This is a genomic window from Pseudomonas sp. FeN3W (assembly GCA_030263805.2).
GTDB classification, from domain to species: domain Bacteria; phylum Pseudomonadota; class Gammaproteobacteria; order Pseudomonadales; family Pseudomonadaceae; genus Stutzerimonas; species Stutzerimonas stutzeri_G.
The window spans coordinates 4,566,671-4,588,683 of sequence record CP136010.1; the positions used below are offsets into that span (position 1 = coordinate 4,566,671).

General features: G+C 63.5%; 22 protein-coding genes and 2 tRNA genes. 14 read left to right on the forward strand and 10 right to left on the reverse strand.

Annotated features, from left to right (window positions below):
* Window positions 1-106 precede the first annotated feature (106 nt).
* The 3 genes from P5704_021525 to P5704_021535 are packed head-to-tail and all read left to right on the forward strand — an operon-like array spanning window position 107 to window position 2,555.
* Window positions 107-823, forward strand: a complete 717-nt coding sequence (locus tag P5704_021525; GenBank protein WOF78556.1) for an AzlC family ABC transporter permease — start codon at window positions 107-109, stop codon at window positions 821-823.
* The gene (locus P5704_021530; GenBank protein WOF78557.1) at window positions 820-1,146 is read left to right on the forward strand and encodes an AzlD domain-containing protein; all 327 of its coding nucleotides are present in this window, start codon (window positions 820-822) and stop codon (window positions 1,144-1,146) included. The genes P5704_021525 and P5704_021530 overlap by 4 nt, the downstream gene beginning before the upstream one ends.
* Window positions 1,143-2,555 carry an MFS transporter gene (locus P5704_021535; GenBank protein ID WOF78558.1) on the forward strand — a complete coding sequence of 471 codons (1,413 nt, stop codon included), beginning with the start codon at window positions 1,143-1,145 and terminating at the stop codon, window positions 2,553-2,555. Before P5704_021530 ends, P5704_021535 begins: the two co-directional genes overlap by 4 nt.
* Window positions 2,556-2,591: 36 nt before the next feature.
* Here P5704_021535 and rdgC read toward each other — a convergent pair whose 3' ends face one another.
* Entirely contained in the window at window positions 2,592-3,512 is a 921-nt protein-coding gene (gene rdgC / locus P5704_021540) for a recombination-associated protein RdgC (protein WOF78559.1), read from the reverse strand.
* Window positions 3,513-3,727: 215 nt separating this feature from the next.
* On the opposite strand from rdgC, the gene P5704_021545 reads away from it, so the two are divergent.
* Together P5704_021545 and P5704_021550 are read left to right on the forward strand one after the other, a co-directional pair.
* A tRNA-Val gene (locus P5704_021545) sits at window positions 3,728-3,803 on the forward strand.
* A gap of 13 nt (window positions 3,804-3,816) precedes the next feature.
* Window positions 3,817-3,893 (forward strand) — tRNA-Asp (locus P5704_021550).
* Between the two features lie 232 nt (window positions 3,894-4,125).
* Here the strand turns inward: P5704_021550 and P5704_021555 are convergent.
* The 3 genes from P5704_021555 to P5704_021565 are packed head-to-tail and all read right to left on the reverse strand — an operon-like array spanning window position 4,126 to window position 6,007.
* On the reverse strand, window positions 4,126-4,653 hold the full coding sequence (locus P5704_021555; protein WOF78560.1) for a nitrogen fixation protein NifQ: 528 nt from the start codon (window positions 4,651-4,653) through the stop codon (window positions 4,126-4,128).
* The gene (locus tag P5704_021560; GenBank protein ID WOF78561.1) at window positions 4,650-5,444 is read right to left on the reverse strand and encodes a class I SAM-dependent methyltransferase; all 795 of its coding nucleotides are present in this window, start codon (window positions 5,442-5,444) and stop codon (window positions 4,650-4,652) included. The genes P5704_021555 and P5704_021560 overlap by 4 nt, the downstream gene beginning before the upstream one ends.
* Before the next feature lie 2 nt (window positions 5,445-5,446).
* Window positions 5,447-6,007 (reverse strand): DUF2478 domain-containing protein, encoded by a 561-nt coding sequence (locus P5704_021565; protein ID WOF78562.1) that lies wholly within the window; start codon window positions 6,005-6,007, stop codon window positions 5,447-5,449.
* A 364-nt stretch (window positions 6,008-6,371) separates the two neighbouring features.
* Between P5704_021565 and P5704_021570 the strand changes: the two genes are divergently transcribed.
* On the forward strand, window positions 6,372-7,115 hold the full coding sequence (locus P5704_021570) for an FKBP-type peptidyl-prolyl cis-trans isomerase (GenBank protein ID WOF81299.1): 744 nt from the start codon (window positions 6,372-6,374) through the stop codon (window positions 7,113-7,115).
* A gap of 71 nt (window positions 7,116-7,186) precedes the next feature.
* On the opposite strand, the gene bfr is transcribed toward P5704_021570, so the two are convergent.
* Both bfr and P5704_021580 read right to left on the reverse strand, forming a co-directional pair.
* A complete protein-coding gene (gene bfr / locus P5704_021575; GenBank protein WOF78563.1) occupies window positions 7,187-7,657 on the reverse strand; it encodes a bacterioferritin in 471 nt (156 codons plus the stop codon).
* Between the two features lie 191 nt (window positions 7,658-7,848).
* Entirely contained in the window at window positions 7,849-8,067 is a 219-nt protein-coding gene (locus tag P5704_021580) for a bacterioferritin-associated ferredoxin (protein WOF78564.1), read from the reverse strand.
* 192 nt (window positions 8,068-8,259) lie between these two features.
* Between P5704_021580 and P5704_021585 the strand changes: the two genes are divergently transcribed.
* A complete protein-coding gene (locus P5704_021585; GenBank protein ID WOF78565.1) occupies window positions 8,260-8,799 on the forward strand; it encodes a YaeQ family protein in 540 nt (179 codons plus the stop codon).
* Between the two features lie 18 nt (window positions 8,800-8,817).
* Here P5704_021585 and P5704_021590 read toward each other — a convergent pair whose 3' ends face one another.
* From P5704_021590 to P5704_021605, 4 genes are all read right to left on the reverse strand, one after another.
* Window positions 8,818-10,038 carry an NRAMP family divalent metal transporter gene (locus P5704_021590; GenBank protein ID WOF78566.1) on the reverse strand — a complete coding sequence of 407 codons (1,221 nt, stop codon included), beginning with the start codon at window positions 10,036-10,038 and terminating at the stop codon, window positions 8,818-8,820.
* Between the two features lie 113 nt (window positions 10,039-10,151).
* Window positions 10,152-11,066, reverse strand: a complete 915-nt coding sequence (locus P5704_021595) for a biotin-dependent carboxyltransferase family protein (protein ID WOF78567.1) — start codon at window positions 11,064-11,066, stop codon at window positions 10,152-10,154.
* Window positions 11,063-11,770 (reverse strand): 5-oxoprolinase subunit PxpB, encoded by a 708-nt coding sequence (gene pxpB / locus P5704_021600; GenBank protein ID WOF78568.1) that lies wholly within the window; start codon window positions 11,768-11,770, stop codon window positions 11,063-11,065. Before pxpB ends, P5704_021595 begins: the two co-directional genes overlap by 4 nt.
* Complete coding sequence (locus P5704_021605) at window positions 11,767-12,516, reverse strand: 5-oxoprolinase subunit PxpA (GenBank protein ID WOF78569.1); 750 nt, start codon at window positions 12,514-12,516, stop codon at window positions 11,767-11,769. Before P5704_021605 ends, pxpB begins: the two co-directional genes overlap by 4 nt.
* A gap of 190 nt (window positions 12,517-12,706) precedes the next feature.
* Here P5704_021605 and P5704_021610 point away from each other — a divergent pair, with 190 nt between their 5' ends.
* The 7 genes from P5704_021610 (at window position 12,707) to lysS (ending at window position 21,947) form a co-directional block, all read left to right on the forward strand.
* Window positions 12,707-13,234, forward strand: coding sequence for a winged helix DNA-binding protein (locus P5704_021610; protein WOF78570.1), 528 nt, complete (start codon window positions 12,707-12,709; stop codon window positions 13,232-13,234).
* A 25-nt stretch (window positions 13,235-13,259) separates the two neighbouring features.
* The gene (recJ, locus tag P5704_021615; GenBank protein WOF78571.1) at window positions 13,260-14,975 is read left to right on the forward strand and encodes a single-stranded-DNA-specific exonuclease RecJ; all 1,716 of its coding nucleotides are present in this window, start codon (window positions 13,260-13,262) and stop codon (window positions 14,973-14,975) included.
* A 128-nt stretch (window positions 14,976-15,103) separates the two neighbouring features.
* Window positions 15,104-17,197, forward strand: a complete 2,094-nt coding sequence (locus P5704_021620; GenBank protein ID WOF78572.1) for a molybdopterin-dependent oxidoreductase — start codon at window positions 15,104-15,106, stop codon at window positions 17,195-17,197.
* A gap of 95 nt (window positions 17,198-17,292) precedes the next feature.
* A complete protein-coding gene (locus P5704_021625) occupies window positions 17,293-18,402 on the forward strand; it encodes an NADH:flavin oxidoreductase/NADH oxidase (GenBank protein WOF78573.1) in 1,110 nt (369 codons plus the stop codon).
* 42 nt (window positions 18,403-18,444) lie between these two features.
* Window positions 18,445-19,161 carry a tellurite resistance TerB family protein gene (locus P5704_021630; GenBank protein ID WOF78574.1) on the forward strand — a complete coding sequence of 239 codons (717 nt, stop codon included), beginning with the start codon at window positions 18,445-18,447 and terminating at the stop codon, window positions 19,159-19,161.
* Between the two features lie 124 nt (window positions 19,162-19,285).
* A protein-coding gene (gene prfB, locus P5704_021635; protein ID WOF78575.1) for a peptide chain release factor 2 occupies window positions 19,286-20,381 on the forward strand; the annotation gives its coding sequence in 2 pieces (ribosomal slippage) (window positions 19,286-19,357 and window positions 19,359-20,381; 1,095 coding nt in all).
* Between the two features lie 63 nt (window positions 20,382-20,444).
* The gene (gene lysS, locus P5704_021640) at window positions 20,445-21,947 is read left to right on the forward strand and encodes a lysine--tRNA ligase (protein WOF78576.1); all 1,503 of its coding nucleotides are present in this window, start codon (window positions 20,445-20,447) and stop codon (window positions 21,945-21,947) included.
* Window positions 21,948-22,013: the final 66 nt, after the last annotated feature.

The following is a 22,013-nucleotide window of genomic DNA, read 5'->3' on the forward strand; positions in this document are numbered from 1 at the left end:
CGGTGCTTTGCCGCACGTTTCGCATCGCTCCGGCCGCCACCCTACTTTCGTTGCGAGGCCGATCGACGGCGCAAGCTTCGGTGCGAAATTGGTTACAGGAGTTCCAATGTCCCGCTCGCAAGAGTTCGTTCACGGATGCCGTGACATTCTGCCGTTGATCCTCGGTGCGATTCCGTTCGGCGTCATTTTCGGCACGCTGGCGGTCGGCGCCGGATTGACGCCCTGGCAGACCATGGGCATGTCTTCGCTGGTCTTCGCCGGTTCCGCGCAGTTCATCGCGATCACGCTGATAACCGGCGGCGTAGGCGCCGCCGTGGTGCTGCTGACCACCTTCGTGGTCAATCTGCGGCATGCCTTGTACAGCGCTGCGCTGCAGCCATTCGTTCGTCATCTTCCGGGCCGCTGGCGCGCCCCTTTGGCGTTCTGGCTCACGGACGAGGCCTTCGCCGTGGTGCAGAACCGCTATGCCCACGGCGATGAGTCGCCGTACAAGCATTGGTTCTTTCTCGGTGCCGCACTGACCATGTACATCAACTGGCAGCTGTCGACACTGGTGGGCGTCGCCTTCGGTCAGGCGGTTCCGGATATCGCCAGCTGGGGACTGGACTTCGCCATGATTGCCACGTTCATCGGCATCGCTGTACCGATGATGCGCACGCGTCCGCAGGTGGCCTCGGCGCTGGTGGCGGGCGCGGTGGCCTTGCTGACCTGGGAGCTGCCTTACAAACTTGGGCTGATCGCCGCTGCCATGGCCGGTATCGTCGTTGGCGTCTGGCTGGAACGTCGTGCCGAAGCGGTCGCGCGCATGCAGGGGGCGCTATGACGACCTGGTTGCTGATCTTCGGCATGCTGGCGATCACCTTCGTGATCCGCTACAGCTTTTTCGCCTGGCCCAACCTGCGCTTTCCCCGCGCTATCGAGCAGGGGCTGCATTACGTGCCGGTGGCGGTACTGACTGCCATCGTGGTGCCGGGAATGCTGATGCCTGAAGGGCAGTGGGCGTTGCGCCCGGACAATGCCTATCTGCTCGCGGGGCTGTTGGCGATCCTCATAGCTGCATTTACCCGCAACCTGCTGGCCACTATCGCTGGCGGCCTGCTGAGCTTCTTTCTGCTGCGCTGGGCGCTTGGGCAGTTGCCGATATGAAGCGGGAATCAACCAGGGCCAGCTCGACAAGGCCTGTACCAGCTGGCGGGCCGGCGACCTCGCATTCGCAGTTTCGCCTGCTCGGCAAGCGTCGCTTCCTGCCTTTCTTCTGCACGCAACTGCTCGGTGCATTCAACGACAACGTGTTCAAGCAGGCGCTGATCCTGGCGATTCTGTTCAAGATCGGCACGGCCGCCGACAAGAGTCTATTGATCAATCTTTGCGCGTTGCTGTTCATCCTGCCGTTCTTTCTGTTCTCCGCGCTGGGTGGCCAGTTCGGCGAGCGCTTCGAGAAAGCCTGGTTGATTCGTCGGATCAAGTTCGCCGAGATCCTGATCATGCTTGTCGGTGCGTTCGGCATGCTGCTCGGCAACCTGCCGGTATTGCTTGCGGTGCTTTTCTGTATGGGCACCCAGTCGGCGCTGTTCGGTCCGGTCAAGTACTCGATCCTGCCGCAGCAGCTCGCCGAGGATGAGCTGGTAGGGGGCAATGCACTGGTGGAGATGGGAACGTTCCTGGCGATTCTCGGCGGCACCATCGGTGCGGGTGTGTTGATGGCGAGCGAGGGCTACGCCGAGTTGGTGGCGATCGGCGTGGTGTTGATCGCGCTGGTCGGTTATCTCGCCAGTCTGGCCATTCCAGTCGGCACGGCAGCGCTGCCGACCCTGCACATGGACTGGCATGTGCTGCGTCAGTCATGGCGCATTCTGCGGCTGGGGTTCGGTCAGCAGCGGGCCGTTTCCCGGGCCATGCTGGGCAATTCCTGGTTCTGGTTTCTCGGTGCGACCTACCTGACGCAGATCCCGGCGTTCGCCAAGGACTATCTCGGCGGCGATGAAAGCGTGGTGACGTTGATCCTGACGCTGTTCTCGGTCGGCATCGCCCTGGGTTCGCTGCTTTGCGAGCGCCTGTCGCGGCACCATGTGGAGATCGGCCTGGTCCCGTTCGGAGCCATTGGTCTGAGCCTCTGCGGAGTGCTGTTGTGGTGGCATGCGAGCGGGCATGTGGCGCCTGTGGGTACGGTCGGCTGGCTTGCGCTGCTCGGCGAGCCTGCTGCCTGGTGGGTGCTGATGGATATCCTTGGGCTGGGGATTTTCGGCGGGTTGTACATCGTCCCGCTGTATGCGCTGATCCAGTCACGCAGTGTGGTTCACGAGCGCTCGCGAGTGGTGGCAGCGAACAACATTCTCAATGCGCTGTTCATGGTCGCATCGGCGATTATCGCAATTGTCCTGCTGGTGCTGCTGAAGCTCTCGATACCGCAGCTTTTCCTGACGGTTTCGTTGCTCAGCGTGCTGGTCTGCGGCGCGCTTTTCATCGATGCGCCGGAGTTCATCGAGCGTTTTCTGATCTGGTCGCTGGGGGAGCGATTAGGCGGGTCGCTGGCGTTGCAGCTGAAGGTGCGTTGAGGGGAGCGGGGCGCCGATCGGCGCCCCGAGCGGGTGTCAGAGGCCCTGGGGGACTTCTTCGCCACCGAACGCCTCGAACAGCGCAGGCAGGAACTCGCGGAAGGTCATCATCATCAGCAGGAAACTGGCGTCTTGCTGGGCAAGGGCGTCTTCACCACCGTCCTGCTCGGCCTGGTCCTGTAGCAACTCCTCGAAGCGCAGGCGCTTGATGATCAACTTGTCGTCCAGCACGAAGGACAGCTTGTCCTGCCAGGCCAGCGACAGCTGGGTGACCTGCTTGCCGGCTTCCATGTGCTGCTGGATCTCGTCGCTGGTCAGGTCCTGGCGTTTGCAGCGCACCACGCCGCCGTCCTCGTGGGTATCGCGCAGCTCGCATTCGTCGAGCACGAAGAAATCGTCTGCGGACTTTTGCGTCTTGACCCAATCGGTCAGGGTGGCGCTTGGCGCGATCTTCACCGTCAGCGGGCGCACCGGCAGCGAGCCGATCGCTTCACGCAGGGTGGACAGCAGGTCCTCGGCCTTCTTGGGACTGGCCGAGTTCACCAGAATCAGCCCGCGCTCGGCGTCGATCGCGGCGAAGGTGCCGGATTTGCGGATGAAGGCGCGCGGCAGAAAGGCCTGGATGATCTCGTCCTTTATCTGGTCGCGCTCCTTCTTGTAGACCTTGCGCATCTGTTCGGCTTCGATCTCGTCGACCTTTTCCTTCAGCGCGTCCTTGACCACGCTGCCCGGAAGAATGCGTTCTTCCTTGCGCGTGGCGATCAGCAGGAAGCCTTGGCTGACGTGTACCAGCGGGGCGTCTTCGCCTTTGCCGAAGGGCGCGACAAAACCGTAGGTGCTCAGCTCCTGGCTGGCGCAGGGGCGGGCAGGTTTGGCGGCCAGTGCAGCTTCGAGTGTCTCGGCATCTAGAGCGACGTTCTGGGTGAGACGGTAAACGAGCAGGTTACGAAACCACATGGCGAGGTAGATCTCCGGAAAGCAAAGGGGAGCATTATTCCTGCCTGGCCAGTTCAGGCCAACCCTGCGGGAGGTTAATGCGCGGCGGACGGGAAAAATTGGCTGGTAAATCGAGGGTTTTCCTAAGTCTTTGGAACTTCTGCAATTTTTTTTTCAAAAGGGGGTTGCCAAGGTGCGGAACCCTCTCTAGAATGCGCCCCACTTCGAGAGCAAACGGGTGATTAGCTCAGCTGGGAGAGCATCTGCCTTACAAGCAGAGGGTCGGCGGTTCGATCCCGTCATCACCCACCACTCGAGGTTTAGCGCAGCGGTAGTTCAGTCGGTTAGAATACCGGCCTGTCACGCCGGGGGTCGCGGGTTCGAGTCCCGTCCGCTGCGCCATATTCGCTTCACGGGTCCACTGAACGCCCTGAAGCAACGAGAAAGCGGCCTATGGCCGCTTTTTTCGTTTTCGGCATTTCTCTTCTTCACTTTCATGGTCCTAGCGCTCGAGCCAGTCTCTTTGCGCCCGCGTTGCTGCGCCGCTGGCTGGCTGCCGTTGCGTAGGTGCGCTCCGCGCGCCAATGGGGTTGTACGGGCTCGCGGTGCGCGGAGCGCACCCTGCGGCTGGCTGTCAGGCTGTATCGTGACGTCCGTGCTCGGTCAGGCTTCGCTGCAGCAGATGGGCGAGCAATTGCTGCCAATCCTCGAATGCGTGGCTGGCCGGTGTGGGCAGGCGAGGGAAATAGTGGGCCATGAGCAGGTCCACCTGCTGCGGCTCGTCCATCCCGAGGGTTTGCCAGAGGGGGCTTTCGTCGCAGCAGGCAATCGCCAGGCAGCGCGCCAGCCAGTCGGATCGGGCGTCGGGGTTCGCTGGGCGGGCGTCCTGCAACAGATGCAGCATGGGGGCGAAGCCCGGCGGCGGGTCGTTCGCCAGGTGCGGGTAATGCCGCTCGATGCTGTCCGGCAGCGGCTGCGAAGGCAGGCAATGCAGGTGCATGCGGCGATGTTCCTCGCGGGGCAGTCCGAGCGTCCAGGCGAACAACGGCAGTTCGCCCTGCTCGGCCTTGAGGCAGGTGGCCGTTATCGCGGTGTGCAGCAATCGCGGCAGTTGCTCGTTCGGTTCGTCGCGCCGGCAGGGTTCGGGGTTTTCGCTGTTCATCTCGGTATCTCCCAGGCGAGGAAGGCCCAGCGCATCGGCGCGCCGCCGCGCCGCGCATGTTCCGGATCGGCCTCGAACCAGTCGCGCAGCGCTGCCCGCTCTTCGCCAGCCAGTTCGCCGAACGACCAGGCGACCTTGTCGGCGAAGTCCTCGAAGCGGCTGCAGCCGGCCAGCCGGCTGGGCGTCTCGATATAGTCCAGGCGCGGGTGGATGCCGCGCCTGTGCAGCAGGTTGAGGGTGTAGATGTAGTCCGGCAGGGCCGGTCGCTCGCGTCCCAACAGCGTGGCGATTTCGCCGTCGACGAAACGGCCGCCGACCAGTTGGGTCAGGTAGGCGCGCAGGCGGGCATGGTGGTTGATCTTCTCCAGCGCCGCGTCCAGATCGGCGACGATGCCCGAGCGCGAGGCCACCAGGATGTCGCACACCGGCACGTCGCTCCAGTCGTCTTCCCAGGCGCGCTGGATGGGTTGCACGTTGTCCAGCCCGAGTCGGTGGGCGTTGTCCCGCAGGCAGGCGAGCATGGCCGGGCTGTAGTCGAGGCCGTAGACCCGCTCCAGGCGCGGGGCCAGGGGCAGGCAGATGGTGCCGGGACCGCAGCCGACGTCCAGCAGGCTGCGGGCACCGTCGAGATTCATGCGGTGGACGAAGGCCTCGGCATAGGCCCCGCCGAGGGCGCTGTGGCTTATGGCGGCGGCGCGCTTGTCCCAGTCGCTGGCCGGCTTCGGCGGGCGCTCGCTGCGTCGCAGGTGCTGGCGGTAGCGTTCGGCGAAATCGATATCATCGAGGCTCATGGTCATCCTTCTCGGATTCGGTCGTCAGCTTCTGTCGGGACGAGAGCGGGCATCCGCGCGGGCAGGCTGTGGGCCCAGGCGAGCAGGGCGCTTTTCCGCTGCGGCAGGAGGCAGTCCGGGTGGCCAGTAAAACGCTGCCAGTCGGCCTGGTATTGCGGGCTGACCAGGGTCAGGAGCGGGATGGCTTCGCTCATCAGTGCGAGCATTTCCTGGGCGAAGCCCCGGCCACTGGCTTCCTGCATGCCGAAGCGGTTGACCAGCACCAGGTTGGGTCGTTCGGTCAGGGCTTCGCGCAACACCGTGCTGGCCTGGGCCAGGCCGCCGGGATCGAGGCTGCAAGCATGCGAGCCCGGGCCGAGAGCCTGGGAGATATCGAAGATGCGTCCGTCGCGCAGATCGGCGATCTGCATCGGCAGTCGGCCGCTGGGGTCCTTGCCGCGTACGCTGATCAGTCCGCGTACCCGCCAGCCCTGCCGTTTCAGCGTTCTGGCGAGCCCCAGCAACAGGGCGTCGCCTTCGCCCCCACCGGCATGCAATACGGCTGCAAAGGGCATGTCGTTCATGTCGAGTCCTCCGTGCGGACGCCGAAGTCGATCCTGGCGGGCCGAAGCCGGAAGGGCGGTGGAATGACCGATATCCGCTTCATGCCTTCGGCCCGCTCGGCCTGGGCCGGGTGTCATTCGCTGCGCTTCGACAGGATGCCGGCAAGTGGAGAACAGGATCATTCACCACCGCTATATTCATTTCTATATAGCGCTTGCGCCTTGACCTCGGTCAATCGCCAGCATCTACATGATGCACTTCTTGTTGTAACGGCTGTCTTCCTGTGCATGATGCGGGGTCGTAGCCAGCGGTCATGCGCGCCTGTTAAGCTCCGGCACCGATTTGGATGCGTCCTACGACCTATATAAGGGAAACAGCATGAGACTGAGACATCATCGCTTGGCATCGGCAGTCGCTCTGGTTGGCCTGGTACTGGCCGGCTGCGACTCGCAGACGAGCGTCAAGCTGGAAACTCCGGCGCAGAAGGCGTCCTACGGCATCGGCCTGAACATGGGCAAGAGCCTTGCGCAGGAGGGTATGGATGATCTCGACTCCCAGGCTGTTGCGCAGGGTATCGAAGATGCCATCGGCAAGAAGGAGCAGAAGCTCACCGATGAGCAACTGATGGAAGCCTTCACCTTCCTGCAGACCCGTGCCGAAGAGCGCATGGCCGAGATGAACGCCAAAGCGGTCGAGGCCGGCAAGAAGTTTCTCGAAGACAACGCCAAGCGCGAAGGTGTGAAGACCACCGAATCCGGTCTGCAGTACGAAGTCATCAAGTCCGCCGAAGGCCGTCAGCCGACCGAGAGCGATGTGGTGACCGTGCACTACGAGGGCAGCCTGACCGACGGCACCGTCTTCGACAGCTCGATCAAGCGCGGCAGCCCGATCGATCTGCCGGTCGGTGGCGTGATTCCAGGTTGGGTCGAAGGTCTGCAGCTGATGCATGTGGGCGAGAAGTACAAGCTCTACATCCCGAGCGAGCTGGCCTATGGCGAGCAGAGTCCGAGCCCGCTGATCCCGGCCAATTCGGTGCTGGTTTTCGATCTCGAGCTGCTGGATATCAAGGGTGACGAGGCCGAGCAGCCCGCAGCCGAGCAGCCTGCTGAAGCAGTCGAGCAGGAATAAGCGGTTCTCTTCGCTGCAAACGAAAACGCCCCGATCTTGTCGGGGCGTTTTTATATGGGCGTGATACCCAATCAGTCGTCCATCTGCGACTGCAGATAGTTTTCCATGCCCACCTTGTCGATCAGGCTCAGTTGCGTCTCCAGCCAGTCGATGTGCTCCTCCTCGGATTCGAGGATATCTTCCAGCAGCTCGCGACTGCCGTAGTCGCCGACACTTTCGCAGTAGGCGATGGCGACCTTCAGGTCCTGCACGCCACCTTGCTCCAGCCTGAGGTCGCACTCGAGCATCTCGCGAGTGTTCTCACCGATCAGCAATTTGCCCAGGTCCTGCAGATTCGGCAGGCCTTCCAGGAACAGGATGCGCTTGATCAGCTTGTCCGCATGCTTCATCTCGTCGATGGATTCTTCGTACTCATGCTTGCCGAGCTTGCCGAGACCCCAGTCCTCATACATGCGCGCGTGCAGGAAATACTGGTTGATGGCTACCAGCTCATTGCCGAGGATTTTGTTGAGGTGCTGGATGACCAGCTTGTCGCCTTTCATGTAGTTAGCCTGCCTGACGCGGTGGGAATGCAAGCAGTCTGGCCACGGTCGGGCGACCTGTCAAACCTAAGTCATTGAATGCAAAAGCTAAACCCTAGCGAGAATAGTTGCGTTCCGCATTCGGCTGAGCAACTTGCTGATTTGCAGGCAAAAAAAAGCCGGGCATAGCCCGGCTTTATGGCTTCAGTCTGTCACGCCTGAACAAAACTGGCAGGGTAGGCGAGGGAGGCCTGGGCGTTTTGCACGTTGCTGAGCGTCTCGCGAACGACCTGCTTGGCGACGCAGGCGCACTTGCCGCACTGGGTGGCGACGCCGGTCGTTTCACGTACTTCACGGTAACTGCAGCAGCCTTCGTAGATGGCATCGCGAATCTGGCCGTCGGTGACACCTTGGCAAAGACAGACGTACATAAAGCACTACCCGTTGAATTCGTTGACGGTTGGGATGCTAATCAGAATGAGAATAATTGTCAAAGTGCGTTCGTCGGGGTTCTCCCGATGAGCGTATCTTTCGTTCGTACCGATGGCGCCGAAGTATGCAGCCAAGATCGGTTTTGACCGCTTTGCGGTAGACTGCGCGCCTTTTCGCCACGGAGGCCGTTCATGGCCCTGCAAGCCACACCCTATAAAGTCGAGCTGAATCTCACGGATCTGGACCGTGGGGTTTACGAGAATTTGCGCTTTACCGTCGCCAAACACCCGTCGGAAACCGAAGAGCGCCTCGGCGTGCGATTGATCGCCTATGCGCTCTGGTATAGCGAGCAGCTGGCCTTTGGCCGGGGCCTGTCCGATGTGGATGAGCCCGCGCTCTGGGAAAAGAGTCTGGATGGCCGCGTTCTTCATTGGATCGAAGTGGGGCAGCCGGACGCGGAGCGCTTGACCTGGTGTTCGCGACGGGCAGAGCGCGTCAGCCTGGTGGCCTATGGCAATCTGCGCGTCTGGCAGGGCAAGGTGATCGATGCGGTGAAAGGATTGAAGAATCTGTCCATTGCCACCATCGACTCCGAGTCACTCGCCGCGTTGGTCAAGGATCTGCCGCGTAGTCTGCAGTGGGGCGTGATGATCAGTGACGGTACGTTGTTCATCACCGACGAACGAGGCCAGTTCGAAGTGAAGCTGGGCTGGTTGCTCGGCGAGCGCTGAGCGCGCCCGCCGCATCGTTCACGAACGCCAGAACTCCAGCAGTGCATTGAACGACATCACCACCCCAACCGCCGTAGCCAGCATCGCCAGCAGTCCGAACAACAGCATCCAGGTTGGGTGACGGTAGGCGTCGCCGACGATGTTCGTTTTGCGCGATGCGAGCAGTATGCAGCCGAGTGCCAGCGGCAGCACCAGGGCATTCAGCGTGCCCGCTACCACCAGAACCTTCACGGGCTGGCCGACCAGGCTGTAGATGAGCGTCGAGCAGGCAATAAAGGCGATCACGACTCGCTGGTTATGCCGGCGGATGCTGTCATGCAGCGAGTACATGAAGGTCACACTGGTATAAGCGGCGCCGATCACCGATGAAACCGAAGCGGCCAGCAGCACTACGCCAAAAATCTTGTAGCCGATGGTGCCCATCGAATGGGAGAACACCGACGCAGCGGGGTTGCTCGGATCGAGACTCAACCCCTGGCTGACGACACCGAGCGCGGCGAGGAACAGACAGATGCGCACGACGCCGGTGGTGGCGATGCCGATCACGGCCGCGCGGGTTACCAGCCTGACATTCTCGACGCCGGTGATGCCGGCTTCCACCAGGCGATGGCCACCGGAAAACGAAATGTAACCGCCGACCGTGCCGCCCACCAAGGTCACGATCGGCAGCAGCAGGATCAATGGGTCGTCCGGATTGAAGCTGCGACTCATCGCCTCGAGCAGCGGTGGATTCGACTGCAGCATGGCGTAGCCGATCATGCACAGCATCACCAGGCCGAGCACCTGCATCACCGAATCCATCACGCCCTTGGCGTTGCGTAGCAGGAAGATGCCAATGATCAGCACGGCAGCGATCAGCGAGCCGATTAACGGCGGGACGCCGAAGATCACGTTCATCGCCAATCCGGCGCCACCGATATTGCCGATGTTGAAGGCGATGCCGCCAAGGACGATGAATGCGGATATCAGATGGCCGACGCCGGGTATCACGCGGTTGGCGACGTCCTGCCCACGCAGGTTGGCGACGGTGATCACCCTCCAGATGTTGAGCTGTGCACCGATGTCGATGAGCAACGAGATAAGGATCGCGAAGGCGAAGCTCGCCAGATATTTTTCGGTGAACAGCGACGTCTGGGTCAGGAACGCGGGCCCGATGGAGGAGGTCGCCATGATGAAAATAGCGCCGCGCAGGACGTTGCGCTGAGCAGGGGTGCCGCGTTCGGCTTGTGTGGTTTGCATTGGATACCTTCTTTTTTCTTGGCGTTGGGGCAGGTAGGAATGCGCCCGGGTCATACCCGGCATGTTGTTCTTGTAGGAGTAACGAGCTGCTGGTCAGCGGTTTCTATGAGCGACTACCGCCACTGTGCGAGCAGTTCGCGATGCGCCCGTTGCGCGGCCTCCAGTGCAATCGGTTTGAGTCTTAGCGAGGTGCCGGGCAGGCACTGCGCCAGCTGGGCCACCGCCGCGGGTGTCAGCGCGCCGAGGCGCGGATAGCCGCCGATGGTCTGGCGGTCGTTGAGCAGGATGATCGGCTGTCCATCGGCTGGAACCTGGATCGCACCGAGCGGGACGCCCTCGGAAATCATCGATGAACGTGCGCTGTGCAGTACGGGGCCACGCAAGCGGACGCCCATGCGGTCAGCCCGTTGATCGACGGTCCAGTCGCTGTTGAAGGTGTCGAACAGGCTCTGGCCGCTGAAATCACCAATCTGCGCACCGAGCACGACCGCCAAGGTCGGGCTCGAGAGCGAGGTGGCGGTTTGCGCGGGCAGCTCCCGGGGAGCGGCAGAAACACCGTCGAGCCAGTGCAAGCGGTCGCCCTCGAACAGCGCTTGGCCGCTACCGTCCAGGCCGCCGAGCTGCTCGCGTCGGACCGTGGCGCAGCTCCCCAACACCGGTGTCGCCTGGAAGCCGCCAGGCGCCGCGAGATAGGCACGAGCGCCTCGCTTTGGGTGCGCGAAGGTAAGCAGCTGACCCTTGCGGACCTCGAAGCTGTGCCCCGGCGCGATGGCCTCGTCATCGAGCGTGGCGCCAAGATCGGCGCCGCAGATCGCCAGGCAGGCGTCGGTTTCCGCGCGCAGGCTGAAATTGCCCAACGTGATTTCCACCGTTGCGGCCTGCACAGGGTTTCCAAGCAGCCAGTTGGCCCAGCCGTGAGACACCCAGTCCACAGGGCCGCCCTGGGTAACGCCGAGGTGGCGGACGCCCATGCGGCCGCCGTCCTGCAAGCTGGCCAGTGCGCCGGCTCGTTCGACAAGCAGGCTCATGCGGTTGTCTCCTGAAAAGGGCTGTCGTCGCCGCCCAGACGGATGAATTCGGCGCGCTCGATGGGTACGAAGCGCACCCGGTCGCCTGGTTGCCAGAGGCTGTAGCCGTCGAGTTCGCGATCGAACAGACGAACCGGGCTGCGTCCGATCAGATTCCAGCCGCCCGGCGAAACCAGCGGGTAGACCGCTGTCTGCCGATCGGCGATGCCCAGGCTGCCGGCCGGCACCTGCTTGCGCGGTGTGGCCAGGCGCGGGCTGGCCAGACGCTCGTCCACCAGTCCGAGAAAGGCGAAGCCCGGTGCAAAACCCAGGGCGAATACCTGATAGATATGCGCGCTGTGTTGCTCGATCACGCCGGCGACACCGAGCCCGCTGTGCTTGCCCAGCGCTTGCAGCTCGGGACCGACGCTGGCGTCGTACCACACCGGTATTTCGTGCTGGCGCGCAGTTTCGGCGGCGACCGGCTGCAGACCTTCGAGCGCTTGGTGAAGGAGTTGACGTGCCTGCAGATCGTCCAGTCGGTTCAGGTCGTAATGCACCAGCAGGGTGGTGTAGGAGGGCACCAGATCGATCAGCGCTGCACCGAAGGTTTCGCGCACACGCTGACTGGCGGCGAGCATCCAGGGCATGTTGTCTTCGTCGATCTGATCGAACAGGCGCAGCAACAGACTGTCGACGCCGACCACTTCGATCCGCGGCTTCATGCGGGAAGCGCCTGCAGCGTCTGGCGGATGCGCTGGACGGCGGCGATGGAACCGGCGTTGTCGCCGTGCACGCAAAGGGTGTCGGCCTGCAGACTCAACGCACTGCCATCGCTCGCGGTCAGCGCCTCGCCCTTGGCCAGGCGCAGGGCCTGGTCGGCGACGATGTCTGCATCGTGGTGGACGGCGCCCGGCTGGCTGCGCGACACCAGCATGCCGGCGGCGTCATAGGCGCGGTCGGCGAACACCTCGAACCACAGGGTGATGCCCATTTCCGTCGCCAGCGCCTGGCTCGCGCTGTTGTCGCGGATGGACATCAGCATCAGCGGCAGGTTGGCACCGTAGGCCTTGATGGCACGCATCACCGCGCGCAGTAGGTCGGGCTGGCGCATCATGTCGTTGTATAGCGCACCGTGTGGTTTGACGTAGCGAACCTGAGTGCCTTCGGCGCGGCAGATGCCGTCGAGCGCGCCGATCTGGTAGAGGAACATGTTCTCCACTTCGGCCGGGCTGCAGGCCATGGAGCGCCGGCCGAAGCCGACCAGATCCGGATAGGCCGGATGAGCGCCGATGCGCACATCATGCTCGCGTGCCAACGCGACCGTGCGGCGCATGATCTGCGGATCGGATGCATGGAAGCCGCAGGCGACATTGGCACAGTCGATGAACGGCATCACCTCGGCATCCAGGCCCATGGTCCAGGCGCCGAAGCTTTCCCCTATGTCGCAATTGAGTAAGAGACGACTCACGTTGGCTGCTCCTTTCGAGTGGGCTGGTCATCTGCGGCGGTGTCGAAGAACGATACACTGATAAAGTATCGATAAATTATCAACGTATTTTTTCCGTAGGCCGCCTGAAGTACCTGAACGGACATTGCTGTATCCTTGCCCGCCACATCGATACGAACGGCGCTGCCGCTTCATCAATCAGGAACTCAAGATGGTTGACGCCAAAAGCCCTCGCCCGTTGCGATCTTCGATCGTCGCTTCGGCGCACCTCGCCGAGCAGTCCCAGGAACTGTCCGAACTGGAGTACGGCATCATCGTCGCCAGCGCCGCGCTGATGCGCTGGATGGAGCGTTGCATGCAGGCTTGCGGCACGGTGGAGATGAACGCGCTGGACGTCATGGTGCTGCACAACCTCACCAGTCGCGGCCGCGCCAAGCGACAGGCGGACATCTGTCTGCTGCTCAACGTGGAAGACACGCACACCGTGACCTACGCGCTGAAGAAGCTCGGCAAACTCGGCCTGGTGGAAGGTGCGAAGCAGGGCAAGGAAATGTTTTATCGCACCACCGACAAGGGTCGTGCCCTCTGCCAGGAATACGCCGACATCCGCCGCGAATGCCTGATTGCCTCGTTCGAGAACCTCAATATCGATCCCGAGGATATTCATCGCCTGGCTGGCATGCTGCGTGCCATGTCGGGGCTGTACGACCAGGCCGCCCGCGCCGCCACTTCCCTGTAAACGACCTTTACCGAGCCCGGAATCCATGCGTATCGAACCCCGCCCCTTGCCCGAGCAGCTGCCTGATCTTGGCGAGCTACCGCTGCTGCTGCAGCGCCTCTACGCGGCGCGTGGTGTGACCTGCGCAGCGGAGCTGGATAAGGGGCTGGCACGGCTGATTCCTTATAAACAGCTCAAGGGCATCGATGCGGCAGTCGAGCTGCTGGTCGAGGCACTGGAAAAGCGTCAACGCATCCTCTTCGTCGGCGATTTCGATGCCGATGGCGCCACGGCCAGCACGGTCGGCGTGCTCGGTTTGCGCCAGTTGGGGGCTGCCCATGTCGATTACCTGGTGCCCAATCGTTTCGAATATGGCTACGGTCTGACCCCGGAAATCGTCGCCGTCGCCTTGCAGCGCGAACCCGACCTGCTGGTGACCGTGGACAACGGCATCTCCAGCGTCGACGGTGTGGCGGCGGCCAAGGCGGCAGGGCTCAAGGTGCTGGTTACCGATCATCACCTGCCGGGCCACGAACTGCCGGCGGCCGATGCCATCGTCAATCCCAACCAGCCGGAATGTACTTTCCCTAGCAAGTGCATCGCCGGGGTCGGCGTCATCTTCTATGTGCTGCTGGCCCTGCGCGCGCGCCTGCGTGAGCTGGACTGGTTCGTCCGTCAGGGCAGGGCGGAGCCGAACCTGGCCGAGCTGCTCGATCTGGTGGCGCTGGGCAGTGTCGCCGACGTGGTGCCGCTGGACGCCAACAACCGCATTCTGGTTCATCAGGGCCTGGCGCGAATTCGCGCGGGGCGGGCTCGGCCGGGCTTGCGGGCGATTCTCGAGGTGGCGGGACGCGATCATCGGCGTATCACTTCTACCGACCTGGGCTTCATCCTCGGCCCGCGATTGAACGCGGCCGGTCGGCTGGATGACATGTCGCTGGGCATCGAATGCCTGCTCTGCGAGGACGAGGCGCTGGCGCGCGACATGGCGGCTCAACTCGACGAGTTGAACAAGGATCGCAAGGCCATCGAGCAGGGCATGCAGCGCGAGGCGCTGGCGCAGCTCAAGGACCTGCCGCTGGAGGATCTGCCGTTCGGCCTGTGCCTGTTCGAGATGGACTGGCACCAGGGCGTGATCGGCATCCTCGCCTCGCGCCTCAAGGAGCGCTATCACCGCCCGACCATCGCTTTCGCCGATGCTGGCGACGGGCTGCTCAAGGGCTCGGCGCGCTCGGTGCCGGGCTTTCATATCCGCGATGCGCTGGATGCGGTCGCCGCCAAGCATCCCGGCTTGATCAGCAAGTTCGGCGGGCACGCCATGGCGGCCGGGCTGTCGTTGCCGCAAGCCAACTTCGGCGCTTTCGCCGCCGCCTTCGACGCCGAGGTGCGCCGCCAGTTGTGCGAGGACGATCTCACCGGCCGGCTGCTCACCGACGGCCAGCTCAGCGTCGAGGAGTTCCACCTGGAACTGGCGCGTGCGTTGCGCAACGCCGGGCCCTGGGGTCAGCATTTCCCTGAACCGATGTTCCATGGCGTGTTCCAGCTGGTACAGCAGCGCATCGTCGGCGAGCGCCATCTGAAACTCGTGCTGAAGAGCGAATGCGGCTCGCTGACGCTGGACGGTATCGCCTTCAACGTCGACCGCGAAACCTGGCCGAACCCGACGGTGCGCTGGGCGGAGCTGGCCTACAAGCTCGACGTCAACGAGTATCGCGGCCAGGAAAGCGTGCAGCTGATGGTGGCGCATATCGCCCCGCGCTGACCGATGCATGCCAGCCGACGATAGGCTGGCTGAATCGGCTGGCATTCCCCGCCGGAACGTTCGATTGTTGCCTGCCGCCGCCGCGCCTAGAGTGGCGAGACAACAACAGCGCCATGCGGGAACCCGAAATGAGCGACATCAGCGTCCATCACCGTGCCTGTCATCTGTGCGAAGCCATCTGCGGTCTGACCATCCAGACCGAAGGCGAGCGCATCCTTTCGATCAAGGGCGACCCCCTCGACAGCTTCAGCCGCGGCCATATCTGTCCGAAGGCGGTGGCGCTGCAGGACATTCAGAACGACCCCGACCGCCTGCGCCACCCGATGCGCCGCTGCGGCGACGAGTGGCAGGCCATCGGCTGGGACGAGGCCTACGAACTGGTTGCCGAGCGCCTGGCTGAGATCCGTGAACACCACGGTAGCAATGCCGTAGCCATCTACCAAGGCAACCCGAGCGTGCATAACTACGGGTTGACGACCCACAGTAACTATTTCCTCGGCCTGCTGAAAACGCGCAATCGTTTCTCGGCGACCTCGGTCGACCAGCTGCCGCACCACCTGTCCAGCCACCTGATGTACGGCCACGGCCTGTTGCTGCCGGTGCCGGATATCGATCACACCGATTTCATGCTGATCCTCGGCGGCAACCCGCTGGCCTCCAACGGCAGCATCATGACCGTGCCCGACGTGGAGAAGCGGCTGAAGGCGATCCGCGCCCGCGGTGGCAAGCTGGTGGTGGTCGACCCGCGGCGCAGCGAGACCGCGGCCATCGCCGATCAACACCTGTTCGTGCGCCCCGGACAGGACGCCGCGCTGCTGTTCGGCCTGCTCAACACCCTTTTTGAAGAGGGCCTGACGCGTACCAGCGAGCTTCCGCTGGACGGCATCGAGGAGGTGCGCACGGCGATCGCCGCCTTCAGCGCTGAAGCGATGAGCGCCCGTTGCGGGGTTCCGGCCGAGCAGATCCGCCAGCTGGCGCGGGACTTCGCGGCGGCGGACAAGGCGGTTTGCTACGGACGCATGGGCGTTTCGACCCAGGCCTTCGGCACGCTCTGCCAGTGGCTGGTGCAGCTGATCAACCTGGTCACCGGTAATCTCGACCGGGTCGGCGGCGCGCTGTGCACCGAGCCTGCGGTGGATCTGGTGGAAACCACCAAGGGCGGCCATTTTGCCGCCTGGCGTAGTCGGGTTTCGCAACTGCCCGAGTACGGCGGTGAACTACCGGTAGCGGCATTGGCCGAGGAGATGCTCGAGCCTGGGGAAGGGCAGGTACGTGCGCTGATCACCGTGGCCGGCAACCCGGTGCTCTCCACGCCCAACGGCCGCAAGCTGGAGCAGGCGCTGGATGGCCTGGAGTTCATGCTTAGCGTGGACTTCTACATCAACGAAACCACCCGCTATGCCGACGTGATCCTGCCGCCGACCGCACCGCTGGAGCACGACCATTACGACGCGACATTCAATCTGCTCGCGGTGCGCAACGTCACCCGCTTCAACCAGCCGGTACTGCCCAAGCCCGAGGGTGCACTGCACGACTGGGAAATCTTCATCGGGCTGGCCAGGGCCTACGCGGCGCGGGTGGGTGCCGAGCTCAAGCCCACCATGCCGCCGCAGCAGATGATGGACCTGGCGCTGCGTCACGGGCCTTATGGCGACAAGTCCGAGCACAAGTTGAGCCTGGCAGCACTGGAGGATTACCCCCACGGGCTGGATCTCGGGCCGCTCAAACCGAATCTGGCGCGGCGCCTGAAAACGCCGAACCAACGCATCCAGGCCGCGCCGGCGCTCATGCTGGACGACCTGCAGCGCTTCGCCGCGCAGCCGCAGGCAGGCGCCGACGAGCTGTTGCTGATCGGCCGCCGCCACGTGCGCAGCAACAATTCCTGGATGCACAACTACCAGAGGCTGGTGAAGGGCAAACCGCGTCATCAGCTGCTGATGAACCCCGCGGACATGGCTGCTCGGACGTTGCAGGATGGCCAGCGGGTGCGCGTACATTCGCGGGTCGGCGTGGTCGAGGTGGAGGCGCTGGCCAGCGAGGAAATGATGCCTGGCGTGGTCAGCCTGCCACATGGTTGGGGGCACGCCCGTCCTGGCGTGCAAATGGATATCGCCCGGCAGCAGGCTGGCGCCAGCAGTAACGACCTGACTGACGAGCGCCAGTTGGACGTTTCTGGCAATGCCGCGCTCAACGGTGTGCCGGTGCAGGTCAGCGCCGCCTGAGGCTGACAGTTCCGCCGGCGTCGGGCTGGGCATGGGCGCGGAAACGGTCTCTACTGACGGGTGTCCAATCCGCATCCACGACAGTAGAGGCCGATATGTCCCAGCTCTTCCAGCCGTTTACCTTGCGCCAGCTCAAGCTGCCCAACCGCATCGTCGTGTCGCCGATGTGCCAGTACTCGGCCAAGGCCGGGATGGCCAACGACTGGCATCTGGTGCATCTAGGCAGTCGCGCCGTCGGTGGCGCCGGGCTGGTGATCGTCGAGGCGACGGCGGTCAGCCCTGAGGGACGAATCTCGCCGGACGACCTGGGTATCTGGTCCGACGAGCATGTCGAGCCATTGCGGCGGATCACCCGCTTCATCGAGACGCAGGGCGCATTCGCCGGCGTGCAGCTGGCCCATGCCGGGCGCAAGGCGAGCACCTGGCGGCCCTGGCTCGGCAAGCATGGCAGCGTGCCGATCGCCGCTGGCGGCTGGACCCCGGTTGGCCCTTCGACCATTGCCTTCTCGCCTGAACATGCCGTGCCGACGGCGCTGGATGACGCCGGTATCGCGGGCATCGTGCAGGCCTTCGTCGAGGCGGCCGAGCGCTCATTGGCAGCCGGCTTCAAGGTCGCCGAGGTGCATGCGGCCCATGGCTACCTGCTGCATCAGTTCCTTTCGCCGCTGTCCAATCAGCGCCAGGACCGTTACGGCGGCTCGTTCGACAACCGTATCCGCCTGTTGCTGGAGGTTACGGCGGCTGTTCGCCAGGTCTGGCCCGAGGAGTTGCCGCTGTTCGTCCGTCTCTCGGCGACCGACTGGGTCGATGACGGCTGGAATGCAGACGAAACCGTCGAGCTCGCACGGCGGCTCAGAGAGATTGGCGTCGACCTGATCGACGTGTCGTCGGGCGGCACCGCGGCCAACGCCGATATTCCAGTCGGGCCGGGCTACCAGACCCAGTTCGCCGAACGCGTGCGCAAGGAGGCGGGCATCGCCACCGGCACGGTCGGCATGATCACCGAAGCGGTGCAGGCCGAACACATCCTGCGCACCGGCCAGGCCGACCTGATCCTGCTCGCCCGCGAACTGCTGCGTGATCCGTACTGGCCGCTGCATGCCGCCGAATACCTGCGCGACAACTCCGTAGCCTGGCCGGCGCAGTACGTGCGTGCCGCCCATCGCGAAACGCCGATCCGTCAGGTGCCCGAGTCGTTCGACTGAGCATGGCTGTTCAATCCTGATTCAATCCGTTTGGGGACTTCGATGAAAACCAGTGGCCTTCTCGATCAACTGCTCAGGTCCGGGCAGGACCTGCTGCAGAAGCAGCAATCCAGTGCAGGTGGCAAACCTGGCAAGGGTGGTTTGAGCGATCTGCTTTCCGGCGTTGGCGCCGGTTCGCTCGGCAATGCCCTGTCGGGCACCGGTGGTGGCGCGCTGGCAGCCGGTGCCATGGGCCTGCTGCTGGGCAACCGCAAGGTACGCAAGATGGGCGGCAAGGCGGTGACCTACGGCGGTCTGGCGGCACTCGGGGTGCTCGCCTACAAGGCCTACAGCAACTGGCAGGCACAGCAGGGCGGGACGCAGCAGCAGACGCCACAGACCATCGATCGCCTGCCGCCGGCAGAGGTCGAGGTCCACAGCCAGGGCATTCTCAAGGCACTGGTGGCAGCGGCCAAGGCCGACGGCCATGTCGATGCCCGAGAGCGTCAGCTGATCGAGGCGGAACTGGGCAAGCTCGCCGATGCGGATCTGCAGCACTGGCTGGAGGCCGAACTGAACAAGCCGCTGGACCCGGCCGACGTGGCCAGTGCCGCCAGCACCCCGGAGATGGCTGCGGAAATGTACCTGGCCAGCGTGTTGATGGTCGACGAGGAGCATTTCATGGAGCGTGCCTACCTCGACGAACTGGCTCGCTGCCTGCGGCTCGATCCCCAACTCAAAGGCGAGCTGGAAAGCCAGGTACGTGGTGTCAGTGCCTGACCAGCCATCATGAGGGCAAATCCGTTTCCTGACAGTCCACCGGCACGCCCAGCGGGCTGTCAGCACGGGTTGGCTGAGTTATAATCGCCGGCTTTTGCACCGTCCGATTGAGAGCTGCCTACCTATGGAAATCAACCCGATCCTCAACAGCATCAAGGACCTGTCCGAGCGCACCCTGTCAATTCGGGGGTATCTTTGACTACGATCAGAAGCATGATCGTCTCGTCGAAGTAAACCGAGAGCTCGAAGACCCGAACGTCTGGAACAAGCCCGAATACGCCCAGAGCCTGGGCCGTGAACGCGCCACGCTGGCGCAGATCGTCGAAACCATCGACGACCTGACCGGTAGCCTGGCCGATTCGCGCGACCTGCTGGAAATGGCCGCCGAAGAAAACGACGAAGGCGCCGTGGACGATATCGTGGCCGAAGTCGAGCGCCTGCGCGAAATTCTCGAGAAGCTCGAGTTCCGCCGCATGTTCAGCCACGAGATGGACCCCAACAGCTGCTACCTCGATATCCAGGCTGGCTCCGGCGGTACCGAGGCCCAGGACTGGGCCAACATCCTGCTGCGCATGTACCTGCGCTGGGCCGACAAGCGCGGCTTCAGCGCCGAGATCGTCGAGCTGTCCGAGGGCGAGGTCGCCGGCATCAAGGGCGCTACCGTACACATCAAGGGCGAATATGCCTTCGGCTGGCTGCGTACCGAGATCGGCGTGCACCGCCTGGTGCGCAAGAGCCCGTTCGACTCCGGCGCCCGTCGCCACACCTCGTTCTCGGCGGTATTCGTATCGCCCGAGATCGACGACAAGGTGGAGATCGAGATCAACCCGGCCGACCTGCGCATCGACACCTACCGCTCCTCTGGTGCCGGTGGTCAGCACGTCAACACCACCGATTCGGCAGTGCGTATCACCCACGTGCCGACCAATACCGTGGTGGCCTGCCAGAACGAACGTTCCCAGCACGCCAACAAGGACACCGCCATGAAGATGCTGCGGGCCAAGTTGTACGAGCTGGAAATGCAGAAGCGCAACGCCGCCTCTCAGGCGCTGGAAGACAGCAAGTCGGACATCGGCTGGGGCCACCAGATCCGTTCCTACGTGCTCGACGACTCGCGCATCAAGGATCTGCGTACCGGCGTGGAACGCAGCGATTGCCAGAAGGTGCTCGACGGCGACCTCGACGGGTACCTCGAAGCCAGCCTCAAACAGGGGCTCTGAGCGCAGCCGCACGCCTCAAGCCGCAAGCACCCCATTGAAACGATTTGACCGGGACGACCCGCAATGAGCGAACAACCGCTGAACCAGCACGCCATCCAAGAGGAAGAAAACAAGCTGATCGCCCAGCGCAAGGAAAAGCTTGCTGCCGTGCGCGAGCAGGGCAATGCCTTCCCCAACGACTTCCGTCGCGACCGCTATGCAGGCGACCTGCAGAAACAGTACGCCGAGAAGACCAAGGAAGAGCTGGAAACGGCGGCCATTCCGGTCAAGGTCGCCGGGCGCATCATGCTCAACCGCGGGCCGTTCATGGTGCTGCAGGACATGAGCGGGCGCATCCAGGTCTACGTCGATCGCAAGACCCTGCCGGCCGAGCAGGTCGAGGCGGTCAAACACTTCGACCTGGGCGACATCATCGCTGCCGAGGGCACGCTGGCACGCTCGGGCAAGGGCGACCTGTACGTCTACATGAACAACGTGCGCCTGCTGACCAAGTCGCTGCGCCCGCTGCCGGATAAATTTCACGGCCTGACCGACACCGAGCAGCGCTATCGTCAGCGCTACGTCGACCTGATGGTCAACGAGGAAGTGCGCGAGACGTTCCGCGTGCGCTCGAAGGTCATCGCCCACATCCGCAAGTTCCTCGCCGAGCGTGACTTCCTCGAAGTCGAAACGCCGATGCTGCAGACCATCCCTGGCGGCGCCGCGGCCAAGCCGTTCGAGACCCACCACAACGCGCTGGACATGCCGATGTTCCTGCGTATCGCACCGGAGCTCTACCTCAAGCGTCTGGTGGTCGGTGGCTTCGAGCGCGTGTTCGAGATCAACCGCAACTTCCGTAACGAAGGGGTCTCGACCCGGCATAACCCCGAGTTCACCATGCTCGAGTTCTACCAGGCCTATGCCGACTACGAAGACAACATGGACCTGACCGAGGAGCTGTTCCGCGAGTTGGCCCAGGCCGTGCTCGGCAGCACCGACGTGCCCTACGGCGACAAGGTGTTCCACTTCGGCGAGCCGTTCGCGCGGCTGTCGGTGTTCGACTCGATCCTCAAGTTCAATCCGGAGATCTTGGCCGCCGATCTCAACGATCTGGAAAAGGCCCGCGCCATCGCCAAGAAGGCCGGTGCCAAGCTGCTCGGCCACGAAGGCCTGGGCAAGCTGCAGGTGATGATTTTCGAGGAGCTGGTCGAGCACAAGCTGGAGCAGCCGACCTTCATCACCGAGTACCCGTTCGAGGTCTCGCCGCTGGCCCGGCGCAACGATCGCAACCCCAACGTCACCGATCGCTTCGAGCTGTTCATCGGCGGCCGCGAGATCGCCAACGCCTATTCCGAGCTCAATGACGCCGAAGATCAGGCCGAGCGCTTCCACGCCCAGGTGGCCGACAAGGACGCCGGCGACGACGAGGCCATGCACTTCGATGCCGACTTCGTCCGTGCGCTGGAATACGGCATGCCGCCGACCGCCGGCGAGGGTATCGGCATCGATCGTCTGGTGATGCTGCTGACCAACTCGCCGTCGATCCGCGACGTGATCCTCTTCCCGCACATGCGTCCGGAACTCTGATCCACTGAGCGTCGATTGACCCGCAGTGTGCCGACCTCGGTCGCTGCGGGTATAACCTCAAGGGTA

Excerpts from the sequence above, each read along its gene's own strand:
- pxpB (WOF78568.1), bottom strand. The coding sequence starts at position 11,770 with ATGAAGCCGCGGATCGAAGTGGTCGGCGTCGACAGTCTGTTGCTGCGC.
- P5704_021580 (WOF78564.1), bottom strand. The coding sequence starts at position 8,067 with ATGTACGTCTGTCTTTGCCAAGGTGTCACCGACGGCCAGATTCGCGAT.
- P5704_021610 (WOF78570.1), top strand. The coding sequence starts at position 12,707 with ATGGTTGACGCCAAAAGCCCTCGCCCGTTGCGATCTTCGATCGTCGCT.
- P5704_021620 (WOF78572.1), top strand. The coding sequence starts at position 15,104 with ATGAGCGACATCAGCGTCCATCACCGTGCCTGTCATCTGTGCGAAGCC.
- P5704_021530 (WOF78557.1), top strand. The coding sequence starts at position 820 with ATGACGACCTGGTTGCTGATCTTCGGCATGCTGGCGATCACCTTCGTG.
- P5704_021555 (WOF78560.1), bottom strand. The coding sequence starts at position 4,653 with ATGAACAGCGAAAACCCCGAACCCTGCCGGCGCGACGAACCGAACGAG.
- lysS (WOF78576.1), top strand. The coding sequence starts at position 20,445 with ATGAGCGAACAACCGCTGAACCAGCACGCCATCCAAGAGGAAGAAAAC.
- P5704_021560 (WOF78561.1), bottom strand. The coding sequence starts at position 5,444 with ATGAGCCTCGATGATATCGATTTCGCCGAACGCTACCGCCAGCACCTG.
- P5704_021525 (WOF78556.1), top strand. The coding sequence starts at position 107 with ATGTCCCGCTCGCAAGAGTTCGTTCACGGATGCCGTGACATTCTGCCG.
- P5704_021565 (WOF78562.1), bottom strand. The coding sequence starts at position 6,007 with ATGAACGACATGCCCTTTGCAGCCGTATTGCATGCCGGTGGGGGCGAA.
- P5704_021535 (WOF78558.1), top strand. The coding sequence starts at position 1,143 with ATGAAGCGGGAATCAACCAGGGCCAGCTCGACAAGGCCTGTACCAGCT.
- P5704_021630 (WOF78574.1), top strand. The coding sequence starts at position 18,445 with ATGAAAACCAGTGGCCTTCTCGATCAACTGCTCAGGTCCGGGCAGGAC.
- recJ (WOF78571.1), top strand. The coding sequence starts at position 13,260 with ATGCGTATCGAACCCCGCCCCTTGCCCGAGCAGCTGCCTGATCTTGGC.
- P5704_021590 (WOF78566.1), bottom strand. The coding sequence starts at position 10,038 with ATGCAAACCACACAAGCCGAACGCGGCACCCCTGCTCAGCGCAACGTC.
- bfr (WOF78563.1), bottom strand. The coding sequence starts at position 7,657 with ATGAAAGGCGACAAGCTGGTCATCCAGCACCTCAACAAAATCCTCGGC.
- P5704_021595 (WOF78567.1), bottom strand. The coding sequence starts at position 11,066 with ATGAGCCTGCTTGTCGAACGAGCCGGCGCACTGGCCAGCTTGCAGGAC.
- P5704_021585 (WOF78565.1), top strand. The coding sequence starts at position 8,260 with ATGGCCCTGCAAGCCACACCCTATAAAGTCGAGCTGAATCTCACGGAT.
- rdgC (WOF78559.1), bottom strand. The coding sequence starts at position 3,512 with ATGTGGTTTCGTAACCTGCTCGTTTACCGTCTCACCCAGAACGTCGCT.
- P5704_021625 (WOF78573.1), top strand. The coding sequence starts at position 17,293 with ATGTCCCAGCTCTTCCAGCCGTTTACCTTGCGCCAGCTCAAGCTGCCC.